At 60.2% G+C, this 23,048-nt stretch carries 26 protein-coding genes and 1 tRNA gene; 11 read left to right on the forward strand and 16 right to left on the reverse strand.

The genetic code is table 11. The annotated features are described in order from the left end of the window. The first annotated feature begins 133 nt into the window (after positions 1 to 133). A complete protein-coding gene (trxA, locus tag AC2VNM_RS05670) occupies positions 134 to 1,003 on the forward strand; it encodes a thioredoxin (protein WP_483189438.1) in 870 nt (289 codons plus the stop codon). Positions 1,004 to 1,070: 67 nt separating this feature from the next. Then, on the forward strand, positions 1,071 to 2,591 hold the full coding sequence (locus tag AC2VNM_RS05675) for a Do family serine endopeptidase (protein ID WP_483165750.1): 1,521 nt from the start codon (positions 1,071 to 1,073) through the stop codon (positions 2,589 to 2,591). A gap of 2 nt (positions 2,592 to 2,593) precedes the next feature. Here the strand turns inward: AC2VNM_RS05675 and xerD are convergent, their stop codons facing one another. The 8 genes from xerD to ffh form a co-directional block, all read right to left on the reverse strand. Further along, the gene (gene xerD, locus AC2VNM_RS05680; RefSeq protein ID WP_483165751.1) at positions 2,594 to 3,508 is read right to left on the reverse strand and encodes a site-specific tyrosine recombinase XerD; all 915 of its coding nucleotides are present in this window, start codon (positions 3,506 to 3,508) and stop codon (positions 2,594 to 2,596) included. Beyond that, positions 3,495 to 3,983 (reverse strand): methylated-DNA--[protein]-cysteine S-methyltransferase, encoded by a 489-nt coding sequence (locus AC2VNM_RS05685; protein WP_483189439.1) that lies wholly within the window; start codon positions 3,981 to 3,983, stop codon positions 3,495 to 3,497. Before AC2VNM_RS05685 ends, xerD begins: the two co-directional genes overlap by 14 nt. Continuing rightward, entirely contained in the window at positions 3,980 to 5,191 is a 1,212-nt protein-coding gene (locus tag AC2VNM_RS05690) for a hypothetical protein (RefSeq protein ID WP_483165753.1), read from the reverse strand. Before AC2VNM_RS05690 ends, AC2VNM_RS05685 begins: the two co-directional genes overlap by 4 nt. 1 nt (position 5,192) lies before the next feature. After that, positions 5,193 to 5,537, reverse strand: a complete 345-nt coding sequence (gene rplS / locus AC2VNM_RS05695) for a 50S ribosomal protein L19 (RefSeq protein ID WP_483165754.1) — start codon at positions 5,535 to 5,537, stop codon at positions 5,193 to 5,195. Between the two features lie 11 nt (positions 5,538 to 5,548). After that, complete coding sequence (gene trmD, locus AC2VNM_RS05700) at positions 5,549 to 6,295, reverse strand: tRNA (guanosine(37)-N1)-methyltransferase TrmD (protein WP_483189440.1); 747 nt, start codon at positions 6,293 to 6,295, stop codon at positions 5,549 to 5,551. After that, positions 6,295 to 6,804, reverse strand: a complete 510-nt coding sequence (gene rimM, locus AC2VNM_RS05705; protein WP_483165755.1) for a ribosome maturation factor RimM — start codon at positions 6,802 to 6,804, stop codon at positions 6,295 to 6,297. The genes trmD and rimM overlap by 1 nt, the downstream gene beginning before the upstream one ends. Next, a complete protein-coding gene (gene rpsP, locus AC2VNM_RS05710) occupies positions 6,788 to 7,048 on the reverse strand; it encodes a 30S ribosomal protein S16 (protein ID WP_215871263.1) in 261 nt (86 codons plus the stop codon). The genes rimM and rpsP overlap by 17 nt, the downstream gene beginning before the upstream one ends. A 74-nt stretch (positions 7,049 to 7,122) precedes the next feature. Then, positions 7,123 to 8,526: a signal recognition particle protein gene (ffh, locus tag AC2VNM_RS05715; RefSeq protein ID WP_483167260.1), complete on the reverse strand. Its 1,404-nt coding sequence runs from the start codon at positions 8,524 to 8,526 to the stop codon at positions 7,123 to 7,125. 111 nt (positions 8,527 to 8,637) lie between these two features. On the opposite strand from ffh, the gene AC2VNM_RS05720 reads away from it, so the two are divergent. The 6 genes from AC2VNM_RS05720 (at position 8,638) to sppA (ending at position 13,749) form a co-directional block, all read left to right on the forward strand. Continuing rightward, positions 8,638 to 9,501 (forward strand): diiron oxygenase, encoded by an 864-nt coding sequence (locus AC2VNM_RS05720; protein WP_483166767.1) that lies wholly within the window; start codon positions 8,638 to 8,640, stop codon positions 9,499 to 9,501. Further along, positions 9,498 to 9,788, forward strand: a complete 291-nt coding sequence (locus tag AC2VNM_RS05725) for a hypothetical protein (protein WP_483166768.1) — start codon at positions 9,498 to 9,500, stop codon at positions 9,786 to 9,788. Before AC2VNM_RS05720 ends, AC2VNM_RS05725 begins: the two co-directional genes overlap by 4 nt. Before the next feature lie 10 nt (positions 9,789 to 9,798). After that, a complete protein-coding gene (locus tag AC2VNM_RS05730) occupies positions 9,799 to 11,430 on the forward strand; it encodes an alpha-D-glucose phosphate-specific phosphoglucomutase (RefSeq protein WP_483166769.1) in 1,632 nt (543 codons plus the stop codon). Positions 11,431 to 11,442: 12 nt separating this feature from the next. Further along, entirely contained in the window at positions 11,443 to 11,796 is a 354-nt protein-coding gene (locus AC2VNM_RS05735; protein ID WP_215873138.1) for a YtxH domain-containing protein, read from the forward strand. 34 nt (positions 11,797 to 11,830) lie between these two features. Next, positions 11,831 to 11,907, forward strand: a tRNA-Pro gene (locus tag AC2VNM_RS05740). A gap of 30 nt (positions 11,908 to 11,937) precedes the next feature. Further along, complete coding sequence (sppA, locus tag AC2VNM_RS05745; protein ID WP_486913022.1) at positions 11,938 to 13,749, forward strand: signal peptide peptidase SppA; 1,812 nt, start codon at positions 11,938 to 11,940, stop codon at positions 13,747 to 13,749. A 78-nt stretch (positions 13,750 to 13,827) separates the two neighbouring features. Here the strand turns inward: sppA and AC2VNM_RS05750 are convergent, their stop codons facing one another. Next, positions 13,828 to 14,691, reverse strand: a complete 864-nt coding sequence (locus tag AC2VNM_RS05750) for an MBL fold metallo-hydrolase (protein WP_486913023.1) — start codon at positions 14,689 to 14,691, stop codon at positions 13,828 to 13,830. A 172-nt stretch (positions 14,692 to 14,863) separates the two neighbouring features. On the opposite strand from AC2VNM_RS05750, the gene AC2VNM_RS05755 reads away from it, so the two are divergent. Together AC2VNM_RS05755 and AC2VNM_RS05760 are read left to right on the forward strand one after the other, a co-directional pair. Beyond that, complete coding sequence (locus AC2VNM_RS05755) at positions 14,864 to 15,292, forward strand: YeeE/YedE family protein (protein ID WP_483166772.1); 429 nt, start codon at positions 14,864 to 14,866, stop codon at positions 15,290 to 15,292. 19 nt (positions 15,293 to 15,311) lie between these two features. Then, the gene (locus AC2VNM_RS05760) at positions 15,312 to 15,761 is read left to right on the forward strand and encodes a DUF6691 family protein (RefSeq protein ID WP_483166773.1); all 450 of its coding nucleotides are present in this window, start codon (positions 15,312 to 15,314) and stop codon (positions 15,759 to 15,761) included. Between the two features lie 14 nt (positions 15,762 to 15,775). Here AC2VNM_RS05760 and AC2VNM_RS05765 read toward each other — a convergent pair whose 3' ends face one another. Both AC2VNM_RS05765 and AC2VNM_RS05770 read right to left on the reverse strand, forming a co-directional pair. Further along, positions 15,776 to 16,030 carry a hypothetical protein gene (locus AC2VNM_RS05765; protein ID WP_483189442.1) on the reverse strand — a complete coding sequence of 85 codons (255 nt, stop codon included), beginning with the start codon at positions 16,028 to 16,030 and terminating at the stop codon, positions 15,776 to 15,778. 6 nt (positions 16,031 to 16,036) lie between these two features. After that, positions 16,037 to 16,786, reverse strand: a complete 750-nt coding sequence (locus tag AC2VNM_RS05770) for a 2OG-Fe(II) oxygenase (RefSeq protein ID WP_483189443.1) — start codon at positions 16,784 to 16,786, stop codon at positions 16,037 to 16,039. Positions 16,787 to 16,881: 95 nt separating this feature from the next. On the opposite strand from AC2VNM_RS05770, the gene AC2VNM_RS05775 reads away from it, so the two are divergent. After that, positions 16,882 to 17,844: an EamA family transporter gene (locus AC2VNM_RS05775; RefSeq protein WP_486913024.1), complete on the forward strand. Its 963-nt coding sequence runs from the start codon at positions 16,882 to 16,884 to the stop codon at positions 17,842 to 17,844. Between the two features lie 5 nt (positions 17,845 to 17,849). Here the strand turns inward: AC2VNM_RS05775 and lnt are convergent, their stop codons facing one another. The 5 genes from lnt to miaB are packed head-to-tail and all read right to left on the reverse strand — an operon-like array spanning position 17,850 to position 23,045. Further along, positions 17,850 to 19,346, reverse strand: a complete 1,497-nt coding sequence (gene lnt / locus AC2VNM_RS05780) for an apolipoprotein N-acyltransferase (RefSeq protein ID WP_486913025.1) — start codon at positions 19,344 to 19,346, stop codon at positions 17,850 to 17,852. A 5-nt stretch (positions 19,347 to 19,351) separates the two neighbouring features. Next, positions 19,352 to 20,230, reverse strand: coding sequence for an HlyC/CorC family transporter (locus tag AC2VNM_RS05785; protein WP_483166780.1), 879 nt, complete (start codon positions 20,228 to 20,230; stop codon positions 19,352 to 19,354). Continuing rightward, positions 20,223 to 20,723 (reverse strand): rRNA maturation RNase YbeY, encoded by a 501-nt coding sequence (gene ybeY, locus AC2VNM_RS05790; RefSeq protein WP_483166781.1) that lies wholly within the window; start codon positions 20,721 to 20,723, stop codon positions 20,223 to 20,225. Before ybeY ends, AC2VNM_RS05785 begins: the two co-directional genes overlap by 8 nt. Continuing rightward, the gene (locus AC2VNM_RS05795) at positions 20,720 to 21,694 is read right to left on the reverse strand and encodes a PhoH family protein (RefSeq protein WP_483166782.1); all 975 of its coding nucleotides are present in this window, start codon (positions 21,692 to 21,694) and stop codon (positions 20,720 to 20,722) included. Before AC2VNM_RS05795 ends, ybeY begins: the two co-directional genes overlap by 4 nt. A gap of 10 nt (positions 21,695 to 21,704) precedes the next feature. Then, the gene (miaB, locus tag AC2VNM_RS05800; protein ID WP_486913026.1) at positions 21,705 to 23,045 is read right to left on the reverse strand and encodes a tRNA (N6-isopentenyl adenosine(37)-C2)-methylthiotransferase MiaB; all 1,341 of its coding nucleotides are present in this window, start codon (positions 23,043 to 23,045) and stop codon (positions 21,705 to 21,707) included. Between the last annotated feature and the right edge of the window lie 3 nt (positions 23,046 to 23,048).

Genomic DNA, 23,048 nt, shown 5'->3' on the forward strand with positions numbered 1-23,048 from the left:
CTGGGCGCCAGCACCCGCAGCCTGCTGCAGCAGATCGTCGAGGAAATGCACAAGCTGCAGGTCCAGTGACGCGCTCCCGGCGACAAAGTATCGTGTAGTCATGTTCAGAATCCGAAGAGCAGGAGTGAAGTAGATGGCGTCTGGTTCCCACGTGATTGACGTAAACCTGGGCAACTTCAGCGAGGCCGTGGAAGCCGAATCCTTTCGTCGCCCGGTCGTGGTGGATTTCTGGGCTCCCTGGTGCGGCCCCTGTCGCGCCCTGGGTCCCGTTCTGGAGCGCTTGGCCGAGGAAATGCAGGGGGCATTTTTGCTCGTCAAGATCAACGCGGATGAAAATCCTGAGCTCTCTCGACAGTATTCCGTTCGCGGTATCCCAGCGGTCAAAGCCTTTCGTGATGGCAAGGTCGTCGACGAGTTTGCCGGCGCCTTGCCCGAGTCCGCCGTTCGTCAGTTCCTCGACAAGATTTTGCCCAAGGCTGGTGACGAGCAGCGCAAGGCGGGGCTCGAAGCCCTTGCACGCGGCGATACCGTGGCCGCCGAGCAGGCCTTTCGCGCCGCCCTCAAGCAAGATGCCCGCAATGATGAGGCCCGCCTGGAGCTTGCGCGCCTTTTGCTCGGTCGTGGCGATCATGACGCCGCCGAGCACGAATTGGCGGCTCTGAGTCCCGCCTTCCAGGTTCGCGAGGACGTCGAGGCGCTGCGGGCGCTACTGGAATTTTCGGCAGAACTGCGCGATGCGCCGCCCAGCGCGGAAATCACGCGGCGCTTGCAGGAAAGCAGTGGTGATGAGCAGGCGCAGGCCATGTACCAACATGCGCTACGCGAGCTGTTGCAAGGTCATGAGCAGGCAGCACTGGAGCAACTCATTGAGATGGTGCAGCGTCATCGAAAATATCGCGACGATCTCGCACGCAAGACCCTCCTGAAGATTTTTCTCGTACTGGGCAAGGAACATCCCTTGGTCAACGAATATCGCAGCAAACTGGCGCGGGCACTCTATTGAGCCTGTTCTCTGGCGGATGCTCTCCGTCGCACCGCCCTGGCGGGTACCCTAAGGAGTAAAAGACCGAATGTGCGGCCCCATTTCCCGTTTCTCGCAACGTCGTGCCATCCTCTCAGCGTTCACTCTGGTCCTGCTTGCCTCTGGTTGTGCGCAAGCACAGGTGGGTGGCGAAAAGCCAGCTACCAGCCAGGCAGCGCCCGTTGCCGCGGTCACGCAAAGTACTCCCTTGCGGCCCCTGGTGAATCTTCCCGATTTCACCCCCCTCATCGACCGTTATGGCCCAACGGTGGTGAATATCAGCACGACCTCCGAACAGGCGATTCCCGGGGCCGGCAATCCCTTTCCGCCAGACTCGCCCTTCTACCGCTTTTTTGAGCATTTTGGCGCACCCAATAGTCAGTCCAAGCAGCCTCCGCAGGAGAAGGTCGAATCTCTCGGCTCCGGCTTCATCCTGAGCAGCGATGGCTACATCGTCACTGCCGCCCATGTCGTGCGCCATGCCAAGCACATCATTGTCACCCTCGCTGATCACCACGCCTATCGGGCCAAACTCGTCGGCTTGTCGGTGCGCTACGATACCGCCCTGTTGAAGATCGACGCCAACAACCTGCCCACAGCACCCATAGGTAATTCGAGCGATCTCAAGGTGGGACAATGGATACTCGCGGTGGGTACCCCCTTCGGTTTCTCCAACTCTGTCACCCAGGGCGTTGTCAGCGCCCTGGATCGACCACTACCGGACGATGAGTACATCCCCTTCATCCAGAGTGACGTGCCTATCAATCCCGGCAACTCTGGCGGTCCCCTCTTCAATATGTATGGTCAGGTCGTGGGCATCAATGACCAGATCTACACCAACAACGGTGGTTACATGGGCCTGTCTTTCTCCATCCCCATCAATACGGTGATGTCGGTGGTAGAGGATCTCAAGGCACACCGGGCCATTCAGTTTGGCTATCTCGGTGTCGAGGTCCAGAGTGTGACACCAGACATGGCCGAGGCACTGCATCTCAATGAACCCCTGGGCGCCCTCGTCGCCTCGGTCGAGCCGGGCAGTCCCGCGGCACGTGCGGGCCTACGTGCCGGCGATGTCATCGTCACCTTCGCGGGCAAGCCAGTCTACAGTGTCGGCCAACTACCCTTGCTGGTAGGCACGAAAAAGCCTGGAACTCGGGTAGAGATCGGTATTTTACGGCACGGCAAAGCGGTGGATCTGCCGATCACCGTCGGCGCCTTGCCCAGCCCGCAGAAAGCCAGCGATCTGGAGAGCAGTCCGACACCAAATCCTAGCGTGCTGAAAATCGAACGGCTGGGTATCTCCACCAAGCCGCTGTCTGCCAAACTAAAACGAGAGCTGGGAATCGATCAGGGCGTAGAGGTAGTGGACGTACACGAAGGCGCGGCGGCCGAAGCCGGCGTGCAGCCGGGGATGGTCATCGAACAGTTCGATCAGCAGGTGGTGCAGAGCCCGCAGCAGCTGCAACGTCTGGTTGCGGCCACTCCCGCAGACAAACCAGTTCCGGTGCTGGTCCGACAAGGAAAATCGAGCATTTTCATTGTCCTGCGCCTACCAAAAAAAGGGGACTGAAGCTAGCCGCGCGGGTGGTGCGCGGCGTGCAGGGCCTGGAGCCGTGCCTGGGCAATATGCGTGTAGATTTCCGTCGTACTGAGCTGGGCATGTCCCAGCATCAACTGCACGCTGCGCAGGTCAGCGCCGTGATCGAGCAAATGGGTGGCAAAGGCATGGCGCAGACTGTGGGGAGAGAGCCGGCAATGGATGCCAGCAATCCTGCCATAGTGTCGGATTAGCTGCCAGAAACGTTGCCGGGTCATAGGTGCTGCCCTCTGGCTGAGAAACAGGGCAGCTTGGGCAGCCTGCTGCAAGAGCTCGGGGCGAGCGCGCCGCAAATAATCGGCAAGCAGGTCTTGGGCCCGCTCGCCGATGGGCACCAAGCGTTCCTTGCGCCCCTTACCGAAGGTCTTCAGCACGCCGGCTGCTATGTCTACCTGTGATAGCTGCAGGGTCACCAACTCTGACACCCGCAGGCCAGTCGCATAGAGCAGCTCCAGCATGGTGGCATCTCGCAGCCCTAGGGGATGGCTTTGATCTGGTGCGGCAAGCAGCGCCTCGATCTCGGACTCCGTCGGCACCTCCGGCAAATAGCGACCTAGACGGGGCGAGCTGAGGTCCAGAGTGGGATCGCGGTGGATCCAGCCCTCGCGCAGGGCATGGGCGTAAAAGCTCCGTAGACTGGAGAGCTGCCGTCGCACGCTGCGCAGGGCCGCGCCAGCGCTCAGGCGAGCGGCGAGAAAACCTGACAGGTCGGCGTGCTCTGCCTGACGCAAACGTAGCCCGCGCGGCTGCAGGTGCCGGAACAAACTGTCAAGATCCTGACGGTAGGCCTGCAGCGTATGGGCACTCAGGTTTTTCTCCAGCCACAAAGCATCGAGAAATTGATGAACATCCTCGTCCAGCTCCCGTGCAGAGTTCTTAGGCGTGCGCATCCCACACCCCCTCGTGCTGAAGAAGAAGTTTTTTGTAGCTGAGCGCTGCTCCCTCCCGTTCGCCCGCATAGCCGCCAAGACCGTCCTTGGCGAGTACCCGATGGCAGGGGATGAGGATGGCGATGGGATTACCACGGCATGCCCGGCCAACCGCGCGGGGCGCGTTCTGCAAACGGCTGGCGAGTTCACCATAGCTGCGGATCTGGCCCAGAGGAATCTCCTGCAGGGCACGGCAAACCTGCTGCTGAAATAGCGTACCGAGTACCCGCAACAAAAGCCGCCTACGGCATCGTTCATAGGCCTCGAAGTCGGCTGCCGCATAGGCTGCCAACGCCTGCGCGACCGGATGATCGGCGGGGAGATCGGGCAACTCTTCGGCTTGTCCGAGAACGGGACTCAGGCCAATCAACGCAGCGTCACAAAATTCCAGGGTCAGCGTGCCGATCGGCGCGACGCTGTAGCGCCAACGGCTCACGATTCCGGGTACAGGCGCAGAAAAACTAAGGGATGAGTCCATAATAGCGGTCCGGCGAGTTCCTGGGTAGCCCTTTGCGTCTCCTGCCAATGTGCCCAGAAGTCTGTCGCGGGCTCGGCAGCTACGCTGAGATATTGCTCGGCCCGCCGACGATACCAGGTTGCCAAGGCTTCGCTGCCGAGGGCTTGCACCTGGAGAATGCGCTGCCAGTCCTCACGGAATGTTTGCGGCGTAGGCTTCTCGGACAGGGCATGGCGGAAAGCTGCGAGTTCAGTATATCCCGGCCAGTCTTGCTGCGCCTCCCAACCCGCGAAGCGAAACAGATCGGCAGCCGCACTGAACAGTATGCGTCGACAACGACGCAAGCTACGGTGGGGCATCTGGAGTACCGCCGCCAACCACAGGTAGATCTCTCCCAGTTCACGCAGTTGGGTGCTCGCCGGATATTCCAGAATCATCAGGCCCAGCGCCAGAAAGAGCTGACGCAATGCGGCAATCGGTTGGTCCCCCATACCGCGGAGATGCTCCATATAGGCACTCAGATCACGCTCGCGCAGACTCTGCAAGAGCGCCTTGCCACTATCCGCGCGCCGCTCTGCCCGCCCCTCGGGCACCACCACCGCACAAGCCTCGGGCAGGCCCCAATGTTGCTGCAACGCAGCCAGGGTAAGCGCGACAAAATCTTCCGCAGACACGACGGCAGCGAGTTGTGCCCAGGCATGGAAGAGACTGCTGCGCAAACCATGGGCGAAACCATCTTCTGCGACCCGCAGGCGTAGACGATCGATGATCAGGTGCCGGGCCTTGACATCCTCGGCCATGCTGCGCAACAGCGGCAACAGCCGTTTCTCGTCCCGTTTTTCGACGGCCTCGGCAAGGATATCGAGTTCCATGTCGATCGGTAGGGGTGCATCGGGTGTTATCTGCAGCCATTCGGCGGGAACCGGGGCGCCCGTCGCCATCGCCGACCAAGCCCGCGCGACCAGATGGCCAGGCAGGGAATTCGCGGCAATGGTCACGCTGAGTCGCGCCATCCAGCAACGACTGAGATGCAGATCGGCCTGCCCCCGAGACAGAGGCAGGCCCTCCCGCAAAAAGCCTGACTGCAAGGGCAGACGCGCAGCAGCATCTGCCCAGATGCGATCCTGCTCTGGTGCCGCAGCCATCCGCCATTGCTCCAGCAAGGCGGTAGACTGCAAGGCGGTCATCTCAGCCGAGCTTTTCGCGGATGCGCGCGGCCTTACCAGAGAGATCACGCAGATAGTAGAGTTTGGCGCGCCGGACATCGCCGCGACGCTTCACCTCTACCTTGGCAACCAGCGGGGAGTGCATCGGGAAAACGCGCTCGACGCCTTCGCCGCTGGAAATCTTGCGCACCGTGAAGGATGAGTGGGCACCCCGGTTACGCCGGGCGATACACAGGCCCTCGAATACCTGGACCCGCTCGCGCTCGCCTTCCTTCACGCGAACGTGCACCGCTACGGTGTCACCGGCGATGAAGTCGGGGATCTCGTTCTTGGCCTCTGCCTGATTGATTTCATCAATGATATTCACAGCACTTCTCCTTACGCCCTGCCACTTTCATCCGCGTTCTCTGCTTCCTGCAGACAACGTATATCCTCAACCGACAACTGGCGCCGCACCCAGAGGTCCGGACGCCGCATCCGGGTTCGCAACAGCGACTGTCCCCGACGCCAGCGCGCAATCCGCGCATGATCACCCGACAATAAAACCTCAGGTACCCCCACCCCATCCCATTGCTCGGGTCGAGTGTAATGCGGACAATCCAAGAGGTCCGCCGCCGCAAAACTGTCCTCCTGCGCCGAGGCCTCATGCCCGAGGAAGCCAGGCAGAAGGCGCGCCGTTGCCTCCATCAACACCAGCGTCGGCAACTCGCCTCCGGCGAGGACGTAATCCCCCAGCGACCACTCCTCATCGACCTGCGCCATGACGCGCTCATCGACACCCTCATAGCGCCCGGCCAGGAGGATCATCCCCGCGCGGCGGCTGAAGCGCTGGCAATCCGCCTGCCGCAGGGGCCGCCCCTGGGGCGATAGATACGCCACTGGTGCCTCCGGATTTTCCCGCCGCGCGCGAGCGATGGCTGCCATCAGTGGCGGCGCCATCATCAGCATACCTGGACCACCGCCAAAGGGGCGGTCATCCACCCGCTGATGCGGAAGATCGCTGAAATCCCGAGGATTCCAGACCTGCAATGCGAGCAAACCGCGTTGCCGACCGCGGGCCAAAACCCCCGCCTGAAAATATCCTTCAATCAGCTCGGGAAAAATGCTGATGACATCAAAACGCATCACCAGTCCTTTTCCCAGTCAACCACGATACGACGTTGTACTGCATCCACCTGCACATCCGCTGTCCACGGAATCAGGGTTTCCGCATCTTGCTCGTCCTCCACCACGAGGACATCGTTGGCGCCGGTCTCCAACAGGCTTTTCACCTGCCCCAGCGCTTGCCCGGTATGGTTGATCACCTGCATACCGATCAAGTCCCGCCAATAATATTCGCCTTCCGGTAGCGGCGGCAGCTCTTCGGCAGGGACAGCAATTTCTTCGCCGATCAGTGCCCGGGCGGCTTCGCGATCCTGGACCCCACGCAGCTGCGCAATCACTGCTCCGGCCTGCACCCCACCGGAGAGCACAGCGACCGGGCGGTGCTCTACACCCAGATACCAGAGGGCGTGATCCAAAATGCCGTCACGCTCCTCGGTATAGGAAAAGACCTTGACGGCGCCGCGGACACCATAGAGGCCGGAAATCCGCCCCAGAGGCACCCATTCCGCAGTTTCAGGCGGCGTTGACACCCGTCTTGCTCACGCCCTCGGCCTTGAGGAAGCGTGCCACGGTATCCGAAGGCTGCGCCCCCTGGGCCAGCCAGTAGGCTGCACGTTCCTTGTCGAGCCGCAGTTCCGACGGATTACTGACGGGATTGTAAAAGCCCAAACGCTCGATGAAGCGTCCGTCACGCCGTGCCCGACTGTCCGCCACCACGATGTGGTAGAAGGGCCGCTTCTTGGCGCCACCCCGAGCCATCCGAATCACTACCATGTCCGTTCCTCACAAAAGCACAATACCGCGACCCGCGCGGCGGGAAAGGCGCGAATCATAACCAAAAATTTCACTTATTGAAAGGGCATACCGCCTTTCGTGAGATTGCGCGGATTCATCCCCAGCAAGCGTCCTAAGCCCTTACCCCCCTTGCCCATCTTTTTGAACATCTTTTGCATCATCTCAAACTGTTTGAGTAGCTTGTTGACTTCGGCGACAGTCGTGCCAGAGCCTGCCGCAATTCGGCGGCGGCGAGAGGCCTTGATGATTTCCGGGTGGCGTCGTTCTTCCATAGTCATGGAATTGATGATCGCTTCCAGCCGCCGCATCGGCTTTTTGTCCTGCAGGGCCTCCTGCGCTTCGCTGGGGATTTCACTCATCCCCGGCAGCTTGTCCAGGATGCTGGTCAGCCCGCCCATGCGCTCCACCTGACGCAACTGTTCACGAAAATCTTCGAGATCAAAGCCCTTGCCTTTGCGCAGCTTGTCGGTCATCCGCTGGGCCTGCTCGACATCGACTTCCTGCTGTACCTGCTCCACCAGACTAACGATGTCACCCATGCCGAGGATACGCGAGGCCATTCGCTCCGGGTAGAAGGCCTCCAGCCCCTTGCGCACCTTCTCGCCCACACCGAGGAACTTGATGGGTTTACCGGTGATGGCGCGAATGGAGAGGGCGGCGCCACCGCGCGCATCGCCATCGGCCTTGGTGAGGATCACTCCGGTCAGCGGTAGGGCAGTGTCAAAGGCCTTGGCGGTGTTGACCGCATCCTGGCCAGTCATAGCGTCGACGACAAAGAGCAATTCCGTTGGCTGTACTGCAGCAGTCAGGTCCCTGGCCTCGGTCATCATTTCTTCGTCTACGTGCAGTCGCCCGGCGGTATCGACGATCAGCACGTCGTACACCTGCTTGCGTGCCGCATCCAAAGCATCCCGCGCGATCTGCACGGGCGCCTGGCTGGGGTGGCTAGGAAAGACCTCGACGGCGATATCACGTCCGAGACTGGCGAGTTGCTCCATCGCCGCCGGCCGATAGACGTCGGTACTGACCATCAACACCCGCTTCTTTTCTCGCTCCTTGAGCCAGAGGGCGAGTTTGGCACTCGTGGTCGTTTTCCCGGAGCCCTGCAGTCCGGCCATGAGGATCACCACCGGCGGTCGCGCCTGCAGATCGAGCCGGTCATTATGAGAACCCATCAGACGCGTCAGTTCGTCGTTGACGATCTTGATGAAGACCTGTGCAGGGCTCAGGCTGCGCAACACCTCTTCGCCGATAGCCTTCTGTCGCACTTCTGCCACAAAATCCTTGACCACCGGCAATGCCACGTCGGCCTCCAACAGCGCCATACGCACGTCGCGCAGGGCATCGCGGATATTGTCTTCACTGAGGCGGGCCTGACCACGCAAGGCCTTGAAACTTTGGTTGAGACGTTGGCTGAGGGATTCGAACATGGGCACCTCGACAAAGCGGATTGTCATTTTGCGCGCTCAAGGATACCGGCGCAACGCCTTCCGGCCGGTGGCGGGCTTGGAGAGCTTTGGCGGTCATGGCAGAATGCAGAACACGTATTATGAAGGGGCAGAGAGTTTATGGCGGTTGTTTCGCGTCACCACGACGCCCTCATTCAGCGTCTCAGTCGGCATAGCGCAAACTATCGTGATCCACTCGAGGAAATCCCTTGGGACACCCTGGATCCGGAAAAGGCCTGGCTGCCTGATCCCCTCCTTTCTTTATATGGGCTACCAGAGTTCGACGCCCTCCGTGCTGAGGAGCGGATACGCCTGTCGCAAGTCGAGTTTGTGTCCTTCTGTGAGCTGGGTCTGTGGCTGGAAGCACTTTTCATTCAGCGGCTGGGTAGCCACTCCCTGCAGCATCTGTACGGCGACACGCACAGTTACCATTACCAGCTCCACGAACTGCGCGAGGAAGTCGGGCACAGTTTGATGTTCCTCGAGCTACAACAGCGGGCACAACTCCCCTTCCTGACCCCTCCAAGTCAGCGCCCGCGCTTGGCGACCCTGTTCGCCCGCTTGGCGCCGGAGGGCTCGGCAGCTTTCTGGGCGACGATTTTCATTGGTGAAAACGTCCCCGACCAGATGAGTCGGCAAATCTTGAGCGATAAAATGCTGCCACCGGCGGTTTTGGCGATCAACCAGCTTCATCGTCGGGAAGAGGCCAGGCATATGGCCTTCGCGAGAATCACCGTGCAACGGCGCAGTCGTCGCCTAGGCGGTTTACAGCGACGCCTCCTCAGCCCTTTACTGCGCGAGGTGATGCGGCAATTTTTGTACACCGCGTTTTTCCCGGTGCCGACGGTATATGCTGCGGCAGGATTAGACTCGGCATCGCGCCTGGCACGCTTAGCGCGACAAAACCCACACCGGATAGCGTTGATGCAGCACTGCGCGGAACCGAGCCGCGAATTTCTCCGTAGCCAAGGATTTTTTGTATGAGCGATCTTCATCCCAAGATGCTGTTCCCTCTCGGTACCATACTGCTCTCTCCCGATGCGCAGAGCATTTTCGAGGCGGGAGACATCAATCCCCAGGAGCTGCTACGCCGCCATGTTACCGGCGACTGGGAAGAAAGTATGGACGAGGATCTGCGTCGCGCCAGCTTGGCTGCCATCAAAGACGGGGGCATCATTGTCAGCACCTGGCAGATCGGCGGCTATACTTTATGGGTGCGCACCGATGCATCCCGCAGTTCGACGGTGCTGGACATCCCCTTGGATCATTGAGGCTCTGTACATGGAAATCACCACGGTCAAGACGCAAGCGTTTGCCGATCAACGGCCTGGTACCTCAGGCCTGCGGAAAAAGGTAAAGGTGTTTCAACAGGCGCATTACCTGGAAAATTTTGTACAAGCCGTTTTTGATGCCATTCCCGATCGTGTGGGCAAGACCCTGGTCCTTGGCGGTGATGGTCGCTACTACAACCGCGAGGCCATCCAGACCATCATCAAGATGGCGGTCGCCAACGGCTGGGGAGAACTACTCATTGGCCGCCACGGGCTCTTCTCCACCCCCGCCGTCTCCCACGTCATCCGCCATTACCGAGCCCGCGGCGGACTCATTCTTAGTGCCTCGCATAATCCCGCCGGCCCCGACCACGATTTTGGCATCAAGTTCAATGGTGAGAATGGTGGCCCGGCCAGCGAATCCCTGACCGAGCAGATCTGGGCGGGAAGCAAGGCCATCAGCAGCTACCGCATTGCCCAGATCGAGGACATCGACCTCGATCACGAGCAGGAGTTGCAGCTGGGCAACACCCGCATCCGCGTCATCGATCCGGTGCGCGATTATGCCGACTTGATGGAGAAGCTTTTTGACTTTCCTGCCTTATCCCGGCTGCTACAGGGCTCCTTTCGCATGCGCTTCGATGCCTTGCATGCCATCACCGGCCCCTATGCCCAGGAAATACTCGAACGACGCCTGGGCGCGCCGGCAGGCACCGTACAAAACGCCATACCTTTGCCCGATTTCGGCGGCGGTCACCCGGATCCCAATCTGGTCTATGCCAAGCCGCTCGCCGATCTAATGTTTTCCGAGCAAGCTCCGGACTTCGGCGCCGCCTCCGATGGCGATGGCGATCGCAACATGATCCTGGGGCGCGGCGTCTTCGTCACACCAAGTGACTCCCTGGCCGTGCTGACTGCCCAGGCGCGCTGCATTCCCGCCTACGCCAACGGCCTGCATGGGGTGGCGCGCTCCATGCCCACCAGCCAGGCTGCCGATGTGGTGGCCAAAGCCTTGGGCATCGAGCACTTCGAGACTCCCACGGGCTGGAAATTTTTTGGCAACCTTCTCGACGCCGGTCGCATCACCTTCTGCGGCGAAGAGAGTTTTGGTACGGGCTCCGACCACGTGCGCGAAAAGGACGGACTGTGGGCGGTGCTGGCATGGCTTTCGGTACTGGCCCATAGCGGCCAGTCCGTGCGCGAGATTTTGGATGCCCACTGGCAGCGCTTTGGCCGCCATTATTACACCCGCCATGACTACGAAGAGTTGCCGAGCGAGGTCGCAAAAAAGATGCTGGACGGGCTGCAGGCGCAACTGCCGGTGCTGCCCGGTCAGCAGCTGGCGGGACGCGAGGTACAGGTGGCGGATAATTTCTCGTACACCGATCCCATCGACGGTAGTGTCAGCGAACACCAAGGCCTGCGCATTCTCTTTGCCGACGGTGCCCGCCTGATCTTCCGGCTCTCGGGAACTGGTACCGCGGGAGCCACCTTGCGCATTTATCACGAGGCCTACGAAACCAATCCCGAACAATTCCATCGCGACCCGCAGCGCTACCTGGGTCCCTTGGTAACGCTCGGGAAAGACTTGACTCGCTTGGAAAGCCTTTCTGGCCGCAAGGCCCCCACGGTCATCACGTAACGGAGGTATCTCATGGATTACGATACAGATAATGGTTTGAGTTATGCGGCCCTCGGCGCGGCCCTCGCTGCCGGCGCCCTGGCGGGCGCTGCAGCGGCGCTACTCTTTGCTCCGCAAAGCGGCGAACGTACCCGCGAGCAGTTGCGCCAACAGGCCAACCGGGCCTGGGACAGGATGGCAGTATCCCGTGAGCGCATCAACGAGCGCGTCGAAGAATTGCTCGATACCATCGCCATCTATAGCGAGGAGCTGGTAGAAAAGGGCAAGGACATCACTGAGAAAGAGCGGCAGCGACTGAATGATGGGATCGCCCTGGCCCGTCGCGAACTCGATCGCCTGCGGCGCAAGCTCTCCCGCCTTGATTGACCAAAGTCGCTCCCCACGGCTATTCTAGTGGCTTCGGGGAGTGGCGCAGTCTGGTAGCGCGCCTGCTTTGGGAGCAGGATGTCGCAGGTTCGAATCCTGTCTCCCCGACCAATTTCTCCCGTGGCGAAAGGAAACCGACGCATGCGCCGCCTGCTCTTACCGTTTCTGTGGCTGGGTAAGGTTCTACACTGGCTGCGCCTCACGGTCCTCAATCTGCTGACACTGGCCATTCTGATCCTGATCATTGCCGCCATCATTCAGCATTTCTCCCGCCCACAGATTCACGTCGCCAAAAACTCCGTCCTCTGGGTCGAGCCACAGGGCAGCTTGGTATACAGCGAAAGCAACTCCTGGCAGGACCGCCTACTGCAAAAAATTCACCCCACGCAAGAGCATGTTCTGCTGCGGCATCTTGTCGCCAGCATCGATCACGCGGCCAAAGATCCGAATATACGGGTGCTGGCGCTTGACCTTCGGGAATTCAGTGGCGGCAGTCTGACGCAGCTGCTGGATGTCGCCCATGCCTTGCAGCGTTTCCGCGCCCAAGGCAAGCTCATCTACGCCTATGCCCCAGAATATTCTACCGGCAACTATGTGCTTGCCGCGCAGGCCAACCAGGTATTTCTGCCAGAATTGGGCATGGCCCTGATCACCCCCTTCTCCAGCGATTCTCTGTATTTCAAGGGCCTGCTCAACAAGATCGGGGTCGATGTTTACGCCTTCCGCCAGGGCAAGTACAAGTCGGCAGTGGAGCCGTTGACCCGCACAGATATGTCGCCGGCGGCGCAGGAGGAAAATCGTGCCTGGCTGGCGACCTGGTGGCAGTCCTATACGAGCGCGGTGGATCAGGGGCGCGGTTTTTCCGCGGATATCCTGGAGAATTATGCACTACATCTCCCCGAATTGTTACAAAAATCCCAAGGTAACGCGGCGCAGCTGGCGCTACAGCAAAAGCTCATCACGCAGATTGGTGATCGGGAGGACTTTCGCGACGCCATTGCCAAAGCCATAGGCCAAAAGAAGCTCCGGCGCATCGGCTGGCAGCGCTACTATGCAAGCTTTGCCGCGCATCAGCCGGAGCACGGATCCGAGATCGCTGTGGTACCCATTGATGGCATGCTGGTGCCGGGAGATATCGAAGCGCCCGGGGTGGTTGCCGCCGAAGCAACGGTGCGCCAGCTCGATCACCTGCGCCACGAGCCCGACGTCAAAGCAGTCATCTTGCAAGTTGACAGCCCCGGCGGCGACGTCAATGCTGCCAACGCCATCCGCCGCGCCATTGAGCGTTTGCGCAAAGCGGGTAAGCCCGTGGTAGTGAGCATGGGGACTCTCGGAGCTTCCGGCGCCTACTGGCTTTCCACTGCCGCCGATCGCATCTACGCTGAACCAACCACTATCGCCGCCGATATTGGTGTCTTTGTGCTCGTTCCGAACTATACCGGTCTATTGCAAAAACTTGGCGTTGGCTATTCCGGGGTCAGCAGTCTTCCCCACAGTCCCTCGCTGACACCTTTCGCGCCGCTTGGGAAACCGGAGCAACAGGCCCTCCAGGCGGTAGTCGATCACCTCTATACCCATTTCGTAGGGCTGGTGGCGAAGGCACGCCATCTGCCCTTCGCAGAGGCTGAACAAGACGCGCAAGGCCGAGCCTGGAGTGGTGTGGACGCCAAACGCCTGGGGCTGGTGGACGGCCTGGGGGGGATGACCGAGGCAGAGCAGGCCGTTGCCCAACTGGCACATTTGCAGAGCGGTCAGTATCACTTGGTATATCTGCCGCGCCCCGCGGGCGAGTCCTCTTTCACCCAAATCCGCTCCTGGGCACTGGCAAGCCTTGGCTTTTCCCTCCCCCAGGGAAGCGGCGGCGAGGCACTGACACAGGCGCAATTGTTGCTGCAGTACTCGCGCCCCTACGGGATATTTGCCTATCTACCCATCGATCCGAGGCTTTCCTGAAACATCCGGAATAGCCAATGATGAAGGGCCGACCACACGACGTAGGTCGCCGGCCAGCCCCAATGCTCTATCGGTCCTTTAGAGAAGGTTCACAGGAATTTTCAGATAACTGACACCATTGGCCTCTGCAGGCGGCAAGGCGCCGGCGCGCATGTTTACCTGCACCGAGGGAAGAATCAGTACGGGCATGGCCAAGGTGGCATCCCGCTCTGTACGCATCTTGACAAACTCTTCTTCGGAAACACCATCGTGCACATGGATATTACCGGCACGCTCTTCCGCCACGGTCCACTCCGCACGCGCTTCGCGCCCTTCCGGGGGATAATCGTGACAAAGATGGAGGACGGTATCCTCCGGCATGCTGAGCAAGCGCTGGATGGATCGATATAGCGTGTGTGCATTGCCATTGGGGAAATCGCAGCGCGCCGTACCCACGTCGGGGGCAAAGATGGTATCACCCACAAAGACGTGTTTGCCGATCACATAAGCGCTGTCGGCTGGCGTATGGCCGGGGACGTGCAGCACCGAGACCTGCAGGTTACCAATGGGAAAGGTATCTCCATCTGCAAAGGTCCGATCGAACTGCGAAGCATCGGTCTGGAAACTCTCTTCAGAATTGAAGATCTTCTTGAAAGTCTCCTGCACCTGCCGAATGGTCGCGCCAATCCCGATCTTGCATCCATAGCGCTCCCGCAGCAGATTACCGGAGGACAGGTGATCGGCGTGAACATGCGTCTCTAGGACCCACTCGGGCTGCAAATCCTGCGAGGTAACGTAGTCGATAACAGATTGTAAAGAACGCTCCGCCGTACGCCCGGACTTCGGATCATAGTCCCACACGGGATCGATAATGGCCGCCTTGCGGGTGGCCAGGTCATGGACCACATGGGTAAAGGTCCACGTGGTCGGATCGAAAAAGGTCTTGATTGCCACTTCCGTCATGGTAGTACCCTCCGTTTGCAAAAACCTACCGTCGCTGCACAACTGGAGGTCGCCATAAAAATATAGCTCCCTCTTTTATAACAAGGGGTTGACTTTAGCCCCTAGAATTAGTTTATATATATATAGTAAATAACTCAACTACTGGAGCGTTCTCGATTCTGCGAGGTAATATATGTTTACTGACCTAGTTCCCTTTCAACCTTGGCTTTCTCTGTTTGGCGGCGCATTGATCGGCTTGGCGGCCGTGCTGTTGCTGGCCATCAACGGCAAGATCGCCGGTATCAGCGGCATCGTGGGTGGGCTCCTGAAGCCTTCCTCCGGTGATGTCGGTTGGCGCCTCGCCTTCATTGTGGGTCTCCTCGCCTCTCCATTTCTCTTGTCTGCGGCAGGATTTTCCCTAAGCAAAGGAGAGATCGACCTGGACCTGGGAGCCCTTCTGCTAGGCGGCCTTCTGGTTGGCTTTGGTACCCGCCTGGGATCTGGCTGCACCAGCGGACACGGGGTAATCGGGCTTGCCCGACTTTCACGGCGTTCTGTAGCTGCCACCATCAGCTTCATGGCGGCAGGCTTTCTTGTCGCCTCTCTGATACACCTATTCTAAAAGAAAAGAGAAACCTCACATGAAACTTCTCAGTACGCTACTGATCGGCCTTCTTTTTGGTATCGGGCTCAATGTTTCCGGGATGACAGACCCGGCACGAATCACGGGCTTTTTTGACATCTTTGGTGCCTGGGATCCCTCCTTGCTCTTTGTGATGGCGGGAGCTCTCGGGGTCAGCATGGTAGGCATCCCACTGGTGATTCGTCGGGGCAAGGCCCTCCTAGCCGACAAGCTAGGAGTGCCGACTCGCCGGGATATCACTCCCTCGCTGCTGATTGGATCTTTCCTCTTTGGCAGCGGCTGGGGACTGGCCGGTTACTGTCCTGGTCCGGCGCTCGCATCCTTAGGCACGCTGGAAACCGAAGTCGTGCTGTTCTTTGTCGCCATGATCATCGGGATGTTTGCACACAGCCTTTTTGAAAAATGGCAGCTCCGTCAGTGCGCGAAGGGAAAAAGGGCAACGGCCTGATACGCTTGGCTGAATCACACCCGTAGGACGGGGGCTACGTTGGCGGGGTCGGTCTTGCTCAGATGGCCGGTTTCGACATGCCCTGCCAAACGCCAAACATGGGCCTGGTCGGTAATCCGCAAGTCATACCACTGATCGCTCTGTTGTAGAGAAAAATCTAACGCCCTCTTTTCCCATTTTTCCAAGCGGACGCGGCGTTTTTCGGCACCATACGCAGCGTCCTCGATTTCCACTTCGCGCGCTACGCCTGACGGATGCTCAGATACCAAGCACGACTACCCCGCCAGACGGTAACCGTCTGCGTCCTTGCCACGAATACGACGCCAGAGCACTTGGCCACTCAGGCGGTTGGCGACAACGATAAAGACTTTGCGGTAGGCCCCCGAGGGGCAGCTCACAGCCTTCACCGCATGCCAGGAACGATCGGTCTGGGCGAAGAGAAAACTCTGGTTGCCTAAAACCCGCGAGGCGGCCACCTCGCGCAAGTCGGAAAAATCGGGAGCCGAGTGCCGCGGCCAAAGGCCAGCATCGTCCGCCAGGACCAAAGTTTGACCGCCCCAGGACTCGTCCCAGTCATCTTCGGTATTGCAATAGAAAATGTGCGAGCCGATCTTGCGTCGCGCGTCGGTATGCGGGGATACCGACGCGCCAGCCGGGGCGTAATGCCAATGCATGGTCAGGATCACCGGACTGCGCGGGCGCAGGCCAAGCATGGTACGCCAAAAATCCAGGTAGGCCGGGGAGTGCAATTCGGCAATGAACTGCCGCCACAGGGGCGACAATTGCGCATCCAGGGATGGTCGGTACTGCAGGGCCAGACGGTCATGATTTTTCTGCCCATGGGCGCGAGTTTTTCCGATGTGATTCTCGAACAGTTCCGACGATGGCAACTGAGCGCAAAGTTGAGGAAAGAGTTCGGGGCGGATGAAGTCGCTGATCCGGAGCCAAGGATAAGGTGCAGTGCCCTGAAATCGTTGCGCGTTTGCCGAACATCCCTGCACTGTCTCGTCCCATAGAACCTTCATCGCCTTTTCCTATGGTTGCTACCTGTCAACAGTATAATACAGGTCTGGCATCTGTTTCCATTTACAAAGGTGAGCAAACTCACTACTCTTCATCGATGCCGATTTCTCCATTACGTATAGGCCATCTGGAAATCCCCCTGTGGATTCCCATCACCCTCTTTGCCGCGATCATGCAGACCTGGCGCACCGGCCTGCAAACGCGACTGAAAGGCACACTGAGCGCCGATGCCGCAAGCTTTGTGCGTTACCTGTATGCCCTGCCCTTGGAACTTTTGGCGCTGCTCTTTCTGCTCTGGCGTTTTGGTGACGAACCCTTTTCCGGGACGCTGCCGCCGTTTTTATTCTTCTGCCTGGCAGGGGGCGTCGCGCAGATCCTCGGCACACTCTTTCTCGTGCGCTCATTCCACAGCCGCGGTCTGGTCACCGGAACCGCCTATGCCAAGACCGAAGCCGCGCAACTGGTCATTCTTACGGTGCTTTTTCTGGGCGCCGAGATCCAGGCCATGGCCATACTTGGCATCTTTCTGGCGTTGCTCGGCGTCCTGTTGCTGTCTGGGCAGGGGTTTGCGTTTTTAGAGCGCGACTTTTGGCGGGGCTTGCGCGAACCCGCTGCGCGCTACGGGCTGGTCGCGGCGTTCTTTTTTGCCCTGGCCGCCATCGCCCTGCGCGCTGCCAGCCAGCACGGTGATCCGCATCTTCCTATCCTGGCTCTGGGCTTGTGGATGTTGCTGGTCACCAATACCCTGCAAACCTTCTTGCTAGGAACCTGGCTCTTACTGCATAAGCGCGCAGATCTACGCGCTAGCCTGCACGAATGGCGTGTTGCCTGGCCGGTTGGCGTGCTCTCGGCACTGGGTTCCTGGGCGTGGTTCAGCGGTTTTGCGTTGACGCAAGTGGCCTTAGTACGCGGCCTGGGGCAGGTGGATACCCTGCTCGTCTTTCTCTTTGGCCACCGCATCCTGAAAGAACGCCTCCGCCGCGCGGAGATCGTTGCTACTCTCCTGATCGTGCTAGGGGCCTTGTGCATCATCGCGCCCGACATTCACTGGCACGGTTGACGCGGTTAGGACTGCGCCTTCCGGCGGGGCCGCAAGGCCCAAAGTAACAGGAGCAACGAAAGGCCGAGGTAGGGCCAGTTGCCATAGCGTGCAAAAGGCGTCTCGCCGGCCATCGGCTGAATGCGCGCATTGAGGGCAGCATAACTAAACTGCGGCAGTTGCGCCAAGACCTGTCCGGTGGGCAGGATCACCGAGGTGATGCCGGTGTTGGTGGCGCGTAGGTCGGGCTTCTGCTCTTGCATCGCCTGCATTACCGCCATCTGCAGGGTCTGTGCCGAGGCCGTGCTGTGGCCATACCAAGCATAGTCACTGCTGTTGACGAGGAAGGTCGCACCCTGAACCACTCCTTTGCGCACATCACGGGAAAAGGACTCTTCATAGCAGATGGTCATTCCTGCCTTTTGCCCGTCCACCGGCAGTACCGAAGACCCGTCTCCCGGGGTAAAGCTGCCAAGACCCGGCAGAAAATGATGCACCAACGGGCCGAGAATCTTGGGAAAGGGGATGTACTCGCCGAATGGAACCAGATGTTCCTTGCGGTACCAGCGAACCGGCGCATTTCCGTCGATTTCCATGATGGCATTGTAGTAACGCCCCTGGGCATCTTCGGGAATGCCGATCATCAATACGGCGTGGTATTTGGCAGACCAGGCCTGTAGTTGCTGGATGAGCAGCGGGATCTCCGTCTGAAAGATGGGAAAGGCGGTCTCTGGCAGAACAACGAGCTGCGTTCCCGGTGGACTCGCCACGATCAGGCGCACATAGCGCTCGAGGATGTCGTTGATGCGGCTGGCATTCCATTTTTCGCTGATGGGAATGTTGCCTTGCAGGAGCCGGACCTGTAGCGGCGCACCCGTAGGCTGGGTAAAACGGACGGTGGCGGCAAAAAGGGCCACGGCAAAGATCAGCAGAATCGCCGAAGCGCCCATGGACCAGACCGCGGCATTCCGCCGCTGGCTGATGACCCAGGCGCCAATACTCGCCACCCCTGCCGTCGCCAATCCCACCCCATATTGGCCAAGCCAGGGGGCATATCCACAAAGGAATCCCCCTGCCTGACTGTAACCGACCGCCAGCCAGGGAAAGCCGGTCGCCACCCGCGCTCGGAGGAACTCGGCAAAGACCCAGAAGAGGGGCAAAAGCCACCAGCGTGCCGTCGGCGAAAAACGTCTAGCCACGCCCATCGCCAAGGCTGGATAGAGGGCACAATAGGCAGCCAGCAGCGCCACCGCCGCCCCGGCCAGGGGCCAATCCATATGGGCAAAGTTGTGCAGGGTAATGGATAGCCAGTACACCCCGGAACTGAAGGCCGCAAAAGCAAAGAGAAAACCTAGGCCCGCAGCACGGCGCGGCGAGCTGCTCCGCTGCACCAGCAAAAAAAGGAGGCCCAAAAGAACGAAGGCGAGCCAGGCTTGGTGAAAGGGTGCAAAGGCCAAGGGCCAAACTGCACCCAAGGCAAGTGCCGCGAGAGCGGGCCAGGCCCGGAGCGGTGAAAAAGTCATGCCGCTTAGAGTTCCGCGTCGCTATCGCGTTCCACCGCCGTTACCCCCGAGGCAGAACTGGGCGCGGTCAGACGGAAACTCTGCACACGCCGGCGATCAGCGCGCAGGACTTCTAGCTGCAGGCCCTGTACTCGCAATTTTTCTCCCACCCGGGGAACGTGTCCCAGCTCCCGACTGACCCAGCCACCCAGAGTATCGGCATCGTCATCCTCCAGCCGTACCGCAAAGGCGGCATTGAAATCCTCCAGAGGAATCAGGGCGTTGACCAGATAGTCGCCATCTTCCCGCGGGACGATCATGACGTCCTCGTCGATGTCATACTCATCTTCGATCTCACCGACAATGATCTCCAGCACATCCTCGATGGTGATCAAACCCGCAACACCACCATATTCGTCCACCGCCAGGGCCATGTGATGACGACCGGTACGGAATTCGTAGAGCAGGTGGTCGAGATGCTTGCTATCGGGGATGTAGGTGGCCGGCCGCAGAAGCTCTTCGATCGTTGGCGCGGAACCTTGCTGGCAGGCGCGCAGCAGATCCTTGGCGAGGAGAATGCCGCGCACATCATCACGATCATCGCCGACCACCGGATAGCGAGAGTGGCCCAACTCCACCACGCGACTGATGACCTCGGATACGGGACGGTCGATTTCGATGACTTCCATCTGCGCGCGCGGGATCATAACATCGCGGACGGTCATCTCGCCGATACGGAAGATGCCGTCGATCATGCGTGCCGATTCGGCATCGATGATCTCTCGCTCACTGGCCTCGCGGATCAGCTCGAGCAAGCCCTCCTGATCCTCGACATTACCCCGCAGGGACTGGGTGAAACGCTCCCACCAGCCGCGGGAGCGCTCGCTACTTCGGTCTTCACTCATTTGCTTGCGTACGATATGGGTCGGCCACACCCAGTTGGGCCAGTAAACGGGTCTCCAGCGCCTCCATGCGGCTGGCTTCCTGCTCTTCCTGATGATCATAGCCCAGAAGATGCAAGGCACTGTGGATGAGGAGATGGCGATAATGGTCACGCAAAGGCTTGCCCTGCTCCTCGGCCTCGCGGCTGATGACCGCGGGACAGAGGAGAATGTCGCCCAAAGGGCGGCTGCGACCAGGCCAGACTTGCGCCGGTGCCGGGAAGGAAAGGCAATTGGTGGGCTGCGGCCGTTGTCGGAATTGCTCGTTGAGCGCGGCGATCTCCGCACTGCCCAGGAATTGCAGGGAGACCTCCAGACGCTGTCCGTCGGCGTCAGAGTCCGTCAGGGCCAGGGCCAGGGCAGCACGCAACAGGCGTCGGGAGGGAATCCCTGCCCGTTCCGCTGCGCTCAACTCCGAGCTCAGCTGCATCTTCAAGACGAAACGTGGAGCACTCATGCCGGGGCATTCCCGCGGTCATAGGCCTGGACGATTCGCGCCACCAAAGGATGACGCACGACATCGGCACTATGGAAAAAACTCATCGACACCCCTTCGACGCCGTTGAGGATGTCGATGGCCTGCACCAGTCCGGAAGGCTGCCCGCGCGGCAGATCTACCTGCGTGACATCGCCAGTGATCACCACCTTGGCACCGAAGCCCATCCTGGTCAAAAACATCTTCATTTGTTCTGGCGTCGTGTTCTGCGCCTCGTCGAGGATGATGAAGGACTCGTTGAGGGTACGACCGCGCATATAGGCCAGGGGTGCCACCTCGATGATCTGCCGTTCCATCAGCTTGGCAACTTTCTCAAAACCGAGCATCTCGTAGAGGGCATCATAGAGCGGGCGCAGATAGGGATCGACCTTTTCCGCGAGACCGCCGGGCAAAAAACCGAGACGCTCCCCCGCTTCCACCGCCGGGCGCACCAGGACCAGACGCTGCACCTGCTGTTTGTCGAGCTGCTCGACGGCGGCCGCCACCGCCAGATAGGTCTTGCCGGTACCTGCCGGCCCCACGCCAAAGGTCAGGTCATGCTGACGGATGGCTTGTAGGTAACGGCGCTGCCGCGGCCCGCGGCCGTTGATCCAGCCCTTGCGGGTGAGAATCCCGGCGATCTGTGCGCTGTCGCTGTCGTTCTCGGCCTCCAGGACATGGGACTGAAGGCAATGATGCACCCACTGCTGGCTCAGGGAGCGCCCCGCCCGCACCTGCCCATAGAGTTGCCGTAACACATCGGCGGCGGCCTGCACGGCGACAGGCTCGCCACTGAGGTGGTAACGCTCGCCGCGCTGGGAGATGACCACTCCCAGTCGCCGCTCTACCTGCTTGAGATGGGCATCGAGCTCCCCGGCGAGTTCTGCCAACTGTGCAGCACTGGCCCCCTCGGCGATGAATTCCCGGTGTTCCGCGGGCGGGGCAGGCTCCATCGCTGGCGTCTCAGGAGGCCGCACGCATAGCCGTCAAACGCCCACGCAGACTGTTGGGCAGGGCTTCGGTGATCTCCACCGCCAGCATCTGCCCCGCTAGCCCCTTGGGCCCGGCAAAATTAACCGAGCGGTTGCAACCGGTCTTGCCGGTCCACTCGTTGGGGTCACGCCGCGACGGGCCGGTCACCAGGACATTCTGGGTGCTGCCCACCAGGGCGCGGCTGTAGTCCTGTGCCAGCTGGTTGATGCGCGTTTGCAGGATGGCGAGGCGCTCCTCCTTGACCGGCTCGGGGACGCTGTCTTTCAGCTTCAGGGCCGGGGTATTGGGACGGGAGCTGTATTTGAAGGAAAAGGACTGGTCGAAGCGCACCTTGTCGATGAGATCCATGGTCGCCTGAAAGTCGGCATCGGTCTCTCCCGGGAAGCCAACGATGAAATCCGAGGAAAGACGGATCTCGGGGCGCGCCTCGCGCAGGGCCGCCACCTTCTCGAGATACTCTGCGATACTGTGCTTGCGGTGCATGCGCCGCAGGATACGATCGGAACCGCTCTGCACCGGCAGATGCAGATGCGGCGCCAGAACCGGTAGATCCCGGTGCGCGGCAATAAGGCGCTCGTCCAGGTTGTTGGGGTGTGAGGTGGTATAGCGCAAGCGCTGCAGCCCCGGCAAGAGCGCCAAACGACGCAGGAGATCGGCAAAATCGGCATCGCCGATCAATCCAGAAGGCGCACGGTAGGCATTGACGTTTTGCCCGAGCAGGGTGATTTCGGCAACACCCTGATCGAGCAACTGCCGCAGCTCACGCACGATCTCCGGCACCGGCCGACTGTATTCGCGCCCGCGGGTGTGCGGGACCACACAGAATGTGCAAAATTTGTCGCAGCCTTCCTGGACCGTCACAAAGGCAGTCGCGCCCTGGCGCCCCGGTCGCTCCGGCAGGCGGTCAAATTTTTCCAGCTCGGGAAAACTCAGGTCGAGCTGGGGCTGCCGCTCCGCCAGACGTGCGTCGAGCAGATCCGGCAGACGATGCAGGGTCTGCGGCCCAAAGACGATATCGACAAAGGGCGCACGGCGACGCAGGCGCTCACCTTCCTGACTGGCGACACAGCCACCCACAGCGATCAGCGGCTGGGGGTCCCGTTCTTTCAGCGGACGCCAGAAGCCAAGCTGGGTGTAGACCTTGTCCTCCGCCTTTTCGCGGATGGAGCAGGTATTGAGAATGAGCAGATCGGCTTCCTCCGGAGTCTCGACGAGCTCCATGCCGTGACTACGCGCCAGCAGCTCGGCCATGCGCTCCGAGTCATACTCGTTCATCTGGCAGCCAAAGGTTTTGATGTAGAGATGCCGCAAGTT

This window comes from Acidithiobacillus sp. TH-A67 (assembly GCF_057473545.1).

Coding starts and splice junctions, on each gene's coding strand:
- ybeY (WP_483166781.1), bottom strand. CDS start 20,723: ATGAGTGCTCCACGTTTCGTCTTGAAGATGCAGCTGAGCTCGGAGTTG.
- AC2VNM_RS05690 (WP_483165753.1), bottom strand. CDS start 5,191: ATGACCGCCTTGCAGTCTACCGCCTTGCTGGAGCAATGGCGGATGGCT.
- AC2VNM_RS05770 (WP_483189443.1), bottom strand. CDS start 16,786: ATGAAGGTTCTATGGGACGAGACAGTGCAGGGATGTTCGGCAAACGCG.
- AC2VNM_RS05735 (WP_215873138.1), top strand. CDS start 11,443: ATGGATTACGATACAGATAATGGTTTGAGTTATGCGGCCCTCGGCGCG.
- AC2VNM_RS05725 (WP_483166768.1), top strand. CDS start 9,498: ATGAGCGATCTTCATCCCAAGATGCTGTTCCCTCTCGGTACCATACTG.
- ffh (WP_483167260.1), bottom strand. CDS start 8,526: ATGACAATCCGCTTTGTCGAGGTGCCCATGTTCGAATCCCTCAGCCAA.
- lnt (WP_486913025.1), bottom strand. CDS start 19,346: ATGACTTTTTCACCGCTCCGGGCCTGGCCCGCTCTCGCGGCACTTGCC.
- trmD (WP_483189440.1), bottom strand. CDS start 6,295: ATGCGTTTTGATGTCATCAGCATTTTTCCCGAGCTGATTGAAGGATAT.
- AC2VNM_RS05785 (WP_483166780.1), bottom strand. CDS start 20,230: ATGAGTGAAGACCGAAGTAGCGAGCGCTCCCGCGGCTGGTGGGAGCGT.
- AC2VNM_RS05675 (WP_483165750.1), top strand. CDS start 1,071: ATGTGCGGCCCCATTTCCCGTTTCTCGCAACGTCGTGCCATCCTCTCA.
- trxA (WP_483189438.1), top strand. CDS start 134: ATGGCGTCTGGTTCCCACGTGATTGACGTAAACCTGGGCAACTTCAGC.
- AC2VNM_RS05775 (WP_486913024.1), top strand. CDS start 16,882: ATGCCGATTTCTCCATTACGTATAGGCCATCTGGAAATCCCCCTGTGG.
- AC2VNM_RS05720 (WP_483166767.1), top strand. CDS start 8,638: ATGGCGGTTGTTTCGCGTCACCACGACGCCCTCATTCAGCGTCTCAGT.
- rpsP (WP_215871263.1), bottom strand. CDS start 7,048: ATGGTAGTGATTCGGATGGCTCGGGGTGGCGCCAAGAAGCGGCCCTTC.
- AC2VNM_RS05730 (WP_483166769.1), top strand. CDS start 9,799: ATGGAAATCACCACGGTCAAGACGCAAGCGTTTGCCGATCAACGGCCT.
- AC2VNM_RS05750 (WP_486913023.1), bottom strand. CDS start 14,691: ATGACGGAAGTGGCAATCAAGACCTTTTTCGATCCGACCACGTGGACC.
- xerD (WP_483165751.1), bottom strand. CDS start 3,508: ATGCGCACGCCTAAGAACTCTGCACGGGAGCTGGACGAGGATGTTCAT.
- sppA (WP_486913022.1), top strand. CDS start 11,938: ATGCGCCGCCTGCTCTTACCGTTTCTGTGGCTGGGTAAGGTTCTACAC.
- AC2VNM_RS05795 (WP_483166782.1), bottom strand. CDS start 21,694: ATGGAGCCTGCCCCGCCCGCGGAACACCGGGAATTCATCGCCGAGGGG.
- AC2VNM_RS05755 (WP_483166772.1), top strand. CDS start 14,864: ATGTTTACTGACCTAGTTCCCTTTCAACCTTGGCTTTCTCTGTTTGGC.
- AC2VNM_RS05760 (WP_483166773.1), top strand. CDS start 15,312: ATGAAACTTCTCAGTACGCTACTGATCGGCCTTCTTTTTGGTATCGGG.